Source organism: Halocynthiibacter namhaensis (assembly GCF_000812685.1).
GTDB lineage: Bacteria > Pseudomonadota > Alphaproteobacteria > Rhodobacterales > Rhodobacteraceae > Halocynthiibacter > Halocynthiibacter namhaensis.
The window spans coordinates 1-6,472 of sequence record NZ_JWIF01000046.1 but is presented as its reverse complement, the minus strand read 5'-3'; the positions used below and the strand labels follow the sequence as shown (position 1 = coordinate 6,472).

Below are 6,472 nucleotides of genomic sequence, written 5' to 3'. Positions count from 1 at the left end.
CGTCAATTTTTGTGCTTTTTGAAAAAAGTTAAATTAACTATATTTTCTGCACAGCCTCCTGACGCATCGTTTTGACAAGCGGTGATTTCACATCGTTCCATTTGCTAAATTCAGGAGCATATCCACATGCCAATGCCAGCCTATCTCACCATCGAAGGGGAAACCCAGGGTCTCATCTCACAAGGCGCGACGACCTTTGATTCAATCGTAAATGAATGGCAAGCGGGCCATGAAGACGAGATCATGGTTCAAGCGTTTGACCACGGCGTGATTACCCCGCGTGACCCGCAATCCGGCAACCCGACCGGCACACGTATTCACCAGCCATTCACCTTCACATGTTCTTTGAACAAGGCTGTGCCACTGATGTATAACGCATTGGTCACAGGCGAACTTTTGACCAATGTTGAGCTAAAATGGTACCGCACACAAGCGTCCGAACAGGTGCATTTCTTCACCACGCAGCTTGAAGAAGCACTGATCGTGGACATCAACACTGCGATGCCACACGCCAAAGACCCAGCGATGACCGATTACACACAATTGGTTGATATCAAGATGACGTACCGCAAAATCATGTGGGAACATGTTGTGGCTGGCACGTCCGGTTCCGACGATTGGCGCGCCCCAATTCAGTCTTAAAACAGAGATCCTGACTGTAATATGTGCCCTCACATTGCCGTTGGGAGAGGCGGTCCTCGCCCACAGAGGACCGCCTTCAATAGTCTAGCGTGCCGCATTCCGTATCGCGTTGCTTCCCTGCCTTTGAAGGTATTTGAATGAAGATTGATATCGTTCCTGATCGCGTCCGCCGCCGCCCTGACCCCGTCGAGGCGGCTGATGGTGTTTTTGCACATCTTGAACCGCAGGAATTTAGCAAGGCAGAAATTATCCGTCTCGCGCGGGCCGTGCGAAATGAAACAGAGGTTGCTGCCCCAATTGAGATCCTCTGCACGCCGGAACCTGAGGTGGCACCAAAGACGTGGTCACCGAAAGCGATTTTCACGCGCCTGACCAAATTATACGCGAGGTTCGCGAAACCAGCGACCCGCGACGAAATCCCCCCAAATAAGGACGCCCTTTAATGGATGGCACTGCTGTGATGGAACTTGCCCAGAGTTTTCTCGACCAAGATCAGGATATCGCCTTTGGTTTTACCGCCAATGAGGGCCGTTTTGTGGTGGTTGGGTTTTCCGCAAATGAGGCGGTTAACGCTCCGTTTGAAATCAACATCGAACTTGCCTCTGAGGATGCGGATATCGATCTGCACGCTTTGATGGACACGCAGGCTTGCCTTGGGATTTATGATAAATACGACGCACCGCGTTTTCTGAACGGGATTATCACTGAGGTGTCTCGCGGTGATAGCGGCATCCGGCGCACGTTCTATTCGGTCACTCTACGCCCTGCGTTGCAGCGTCTTGCGCACACATCTGACAGCCGTATTTGGCAGAGTAAAACTGTGCCTGATATCATTAAGCAGGTTCTGGAAGAGCATAATATCATCAATGTTGACTGGCGACTTGCAGGCACACACGAACCGCGAGAATATTGTACGCAATATCGTGAAACAGCGCTGGCGTTTGTTGAGCGTTTGCTGGGCGAAGAAGGCGTATTCTACTTCTTTGAACACAGCACTGATGCGCATACGTTAATCATTACCGATGCTCCACTGACCACGCCCGTATTGGCTGCCGCGCCACTGATCACCTATAACGCTCAATCTGGCGGGCAGTTGAAAGGCAACGCAATTTCTGCATTCTCGCAGCATGAACGGCTACGGTCTTCCAACTATGAGATGAATGATTATACGTTCAAGAACCCGACTGCACGGATGAATGAAGCACGGATGAAGCAGGAAGATAACGGGTTGTCCGCCGACTATAAGCTGTATGATCATCCGGGTCGTTACAAGAACCCAAGCACTGTTGGCGGCGACTTCACCCAGCACCGCATGGAAAGCGTGCGTGTTGATGCCACGACGGGTCAAGGCGTGACCAACAACATCCATCTTTGCGCGGGGTTCCACTTCTCGATCTGCGATCATGACGACGCTAAGGTCAACGCCTCGCATTTTCTGCTGAGTGTGCGCCATTCCGGCCGTCAAAGCGCTGCCTTGCAAGAGGATGCAGGATCCGCACCGACCACCTATAGTGCCAGTTTCACCACCATGCCTGCACGCCTACCGTATCGTCCACCATTGGTGCGTAAACCACTGGTGGACGGCCCACAAATAGCAACAGTAACCGGCCCTGAGGGCGAAGAAATCTATTGCGACGAACATGGCCGCGTGAAGGTATTTTTCCCGTGGGACCGCTACGGGGAGAAAAACGAGCATTCCTCTTGCTGGGTGCGTGTTTCCCAAAACTGGGCGGGCGGCACATGGGGCTCCATCGCCATCCCCCGCATCGGCCACGAGGTCATAGTTGACTACCTCGAAGGCGATCCGGATCAACCGATTGTCACGGGGCGAACCTATCACGCCAATAACAAGTCGCCGTATAAATTACCCGATAACAAAACGCGGATGAGCATTAAATCCCAAACACATAAAGGTGTGGGATTTAATGAGATGCGGTTTGAAGACGAAGAAGGCAAAGAAGAGATCTTCTTTCATGCACAGAAAGACCGAAATGAAAAAATCGAACATAATCAATCCGAACGTGTAAATATCAATAAGGTTGAATCTATCGGTTACAATAAGTCCTCAGAAATAGGCAATAACCTGATGCAAGTGGTCGACGGAAACATGGAGGTTCGTGTGGGACCCGCTTATGCGGGAACCATTAGCCCTTCGGGCGCATCGAAGGACACCCAAGGTATAGGGCATGTTGCGCTTCGTGTGGGGATGCCGGGCAAATCTGAACGTGGGCAAGGGAATCTTGCAATTTCCGTTGAGCAAAATAAAGTTCAATCAATTGGCGAAACACATCATGAAGACGTTGCAAAACGTAAGTCAACCAATGTCGGGACTGACTACGATCTTTACGCAAAGCGCAACATTCACATCGAAGCTGGTGACGAGATCATGCTCACCTGTGGTGCCTCACAAATTACGTTGACCAGTGATGGCATTATACGCGTGAATGGCAAGAAAATCTTCAATGTTGGCACTGATTTGGTTGAGCTTCTTGCTGATGTTGTGAAAGTAAACTGATGGGAATTTGCGATCTCTGCTTAGAGAGACCTCTAGTTCGCGTCGGGGTTGGGATAATTGAGGCTGCCGCTGCCTTAGGCGTTGTACCGGAAGACCTTGCCACAGCAATCTCATATGAAACGGCAGGTTCCTTTAATCCATTAATCTGGGGGCCCACAACAAAGTGGGGCCGACATCGTGGTTTGATACAATTCGGCGAAGAGCAGGCCGTGCAATTTGACGTTGATTGGGAAAACCCGATTGAAAGTCAGTTGGGTCCTAACGGCGCAGTTGTGAGATATCTTAACGCAACGGGAGTGAAGCCAGGTGATGGCTTGTTGCAAATCTACGCTGCAATCAATGCGGGCGATGCAGGTCGCTATGATGTAAGCGATGAATTCGCGGGAGGCGCGCCAGGTACAGTGCGTGATAAAGTGGCGCAGATGACTTCAAGTGGACATCGTAGGAATGCTGAGCGGATTATCCAGTATGCACAAAGATGTGGCTGTTATACGCGCAGCAGCGATGCCCCAACAATCATCCTTGGAGCTCAAGATCGAAATCCTTGCCTGCGTAAGGCCGGATTTATGGCTTTTGATGTGTATAATACGCCTCCGGAGCATTTCCCTGAAGCAATACGTGAAGAATATAAAGAGATTGATACGCATTGGGATCGTGTGTGGGATATGGGACTTTCTGCCACTGGGTCCACGCCAGATGCAAAGCAAGATAGCAACGCGGAGAATACAGACCGAACATGGGAAGAGGCTACGACTCTCGATGTTGATGTTGTCACACAAGATTCGGGTATGTTTTGCCGCTTTTATGCACCAAAAGAAAAGCATGATGCGCAAGGTAACCCAACTTGCCCACCCGTTTTATCGTTTCGGGGATCTGAACCAAACAAGGAAGAATTCCGAAGCCTCGCAATGGGATTACATATCCGCGCAGAGTATTATTTGCGTAAGAATGATCATTTAGGCGGCGCGGCGGGGGAGACCATTCTGAACAGGTTCACTTTGTTTTTTCCTATGTATCTGGGCGAAGATTGGGAAAAGCATGTGACGGGAGAAATCGATCCCCAGGCAAAATCTGAAGAGGTCACGCCCCCCGAAGACGTTACCACTTGGCTGGACGCCTTAAGAGATACACCAGGTGTTCTCGGAGACGCTATAAGGCTTGGCGAGGGGGTTTTGAACGTTGGTGAAGCAATAGTCGAAGGTGTTCAGGACTTTGCTCGCATTACAGATGTTGAGTGGCTTCCCGACGGTGAAGGCATGCCGCAAGAGTTTCAGGATCAACTAGATGAACTAAATTTGGGCAATGCAAAAACCGTTTTGAATTCACCTGGTGATATGGCGGTGGATGCGCCCTCAATCAACGCATTACTAAACACGCTGTCTGGGGCGGAACTTCGGGTTCGTTACTTTGCGCGTGCGACATTGCATTATGATGAAATGGGAGATTGGGGGGCAAATGTGACGCAGTCATTGGGGCGTATTGGGGCGCAATACGAAGGCGTAATTAAGGCAGTCGATCGCGCTGTCGAAACTGCAAAATATTTTGGAAATCGCTTGAATATTGTAGGCCATTCCCTAGGGGGTGGGCTTGCTCAAGCCGCGTCACTCTATTGTCATAAAGAGCATCCAGACATTAAATTGGGATCAAGGCATTTTAATGCAGCAGGTCTACATGCGATCACTGCGCGCGACATTGCAAAAGCCACTCGTGCAGACGGACTAAACATTCCGGTGGAAGCCAAACAAGTCAGCGGTGAATTACTCAGTACGGCACAAACACCGGGAGCTATGCCTTTTGTCTGGGATGTACTGCGTTGGGGGCAGAATACGGTGCTGCCAAATGCGGTTGGCATCTATGATAATCGGCAAGGCATCAGCCCCGGTCCTTTTCCAATTGAATCCGATGCAGACCACCAACAACATTTTGATACGCCTCTGCCTCCATACCCAAACATAACCGGTGGGCCGCCGCCTGATGTCCCTGATGGTCAGCTTTTGCCGCATCTGTTTCCTTTGCAAAAACAAACACGGTTTATGTCCCCTAATTATAAAATTGGTACCAGGCAGTTAGGAACACAAGGTAATCTGCGTAACACGGGATCTGGTACGCGTCCCGTTGGTTTGGTCCATCCCGCTTTTACAAACAGCGCTTTAGAGGATGTCGCAACGGGCGGCGCGCCGGAAGAACAAAGCATAGCCGATTTGACCATGCCGACATTCAAACATGTTGAACCTGTCCAGATAGAAAGCCCCCATATTAGCGCACTATCGGGCATGGCGAACCGAGCCGTCGATTTTAATACTTTTGTAAAAGAGGCCGTTAATTACCTTATGGAAGTTGCCAGCCAGAAGATTGAAGACCGAGAGAGTTGGGTGGATTATGTCGTACCCGCGAAAAACCTCTATGATATTTATGCTGGGCTAAGTGAACTCTCTGGCGAGTTATCGGAAGAAGGTGTTCGCTTGCTTGAATTGTTTAAGCTTAGCGCTCATTACCATCCCGGTGATATCGCAAGCTCTACGTTTTTACGCCCTCCAGAGGAAGACCAATGAAAAAATTGATACCTCTCGCCGCCTTTATAATATTTGCATATTTCTATTGGGTCGCACCTTCCCAAAAGGCAGCACAGGCCACTCAAGCAGAACAAGAACGGATCACAGCCATGACAGATCAAGTTGCGCAAACCTATGCAGATGCCCCTGACGCTGTCCGAGAAATTGCATTGGCCATTCGTGAGGGAACAGAACCGAATATCGAATTAATTCAGGGGTTGGGTGCCGACGTTTTGAGTCAATTATACCACAGCGAAACGCGGACTTTGTCTTATCTTCTGAATGACACGTTAAGGTATGAAAACGTCCCGATGGCTGAGGCACTGATAGCGGGTGGGGCAGATGTCAATTATCATAACGGACAGATGATGTTTAACGCTTTGCGTATGCGCGAAGGCCCTTCACTGCGTCCTTTTGCGGATTACGGCCCAGGCATCCCGTTCTTGAAGCTTTATCTTGAGAATGGTGGCGACCCAAATGTGCCATATACAAGAGACAATACTTATTCAACGCCACTTGCACGGGCTCATGATAACTTAGCTGGAGTCTTATTATTGCTACAGCATGGTGCTGATGGTTGGCTTGAAGTTTTCAATTCAAGAGGGCACCACAACCGAAGTTATTTTGATATGATGGCGGTTAGTTCAGCAGGCGTGACGTTCGGAGAAATCATGTTCCGGATTGCGCACGCTGGATATTTTCAAGGATCCACGCAAGAACAAATCGATGTGGTTTTTGCCACATTGGAACGATACCTGAAGGA

General features: G+C 49.8%; 5 protein-coding genes. All 5 read left to right on the top strand.

Annotation, left to right across the window (positions count from 1 at the left end; translation table 11 throughout):
* Positions 1 to 126 precede the first annotated feature (126 nt).
* Positions 127 to 642, top strand: coding sequence for an Hcp family type VI secretion system effector (locus RJ38_RS07185; RefSeq protein WP_039018204.1), 516 nt, complete (start codon positions 127 to 129; stop codon positions 640 to 642).
* A gap of 137 nt (positions 643 to 779) precedes the next feature.
* On the top strand, positions 780 to 1,085 hold the full coding sequence (locus RJ38_RS07180; RefSeq protein WP_039018203.1) for a hypothetical protein: 306 nt from the start codon (positions 780 to 782) through the stop codon (positions 1,083 to 1,085).
* The gene (locus RJ38_RS07175) at positions 1,085 to 3,157 is read left to right on the top strand and encodes a type VI secretion system Vgr family protein (protein ID WP_052245264.1); all 2,073 of its coding nucleotides are present in this window, start codon (positions 1,085 to 1,087) and stop codon (positions 3,155 to 3,157) included. The genes RJ38_RS07180 and RJ38_RS07175 overlap by 1 nt, the downstream gene beginning before the upstream one ends.
* Before the next feature lie 209 nt (positions 3,158 to 3,366).
* Positions 3,367 to 5,709 carry a Tle-like phospholipase domain-containing protein gene (locus tag RJ38_RS18075; protein WP_156121796.1) on the top strand — a complete coding sequence of 781 codons (2,343 nt, stop codon included), beginning with the start codon at positions 3,367 to 3,369 and terminating at the stop codon, positions 5,707 to 5,709.
* 110 nt (positions 5,710 to 5,819) lie between these two features.
* Positions 5,820 to 6,472, top strand: a 653-nt coding sequence (locus RJ38_RS07165) for a hypothetical protein (protein ID WP_202903873.1), incomplete at its 3' end; no start/stop codon positions are given.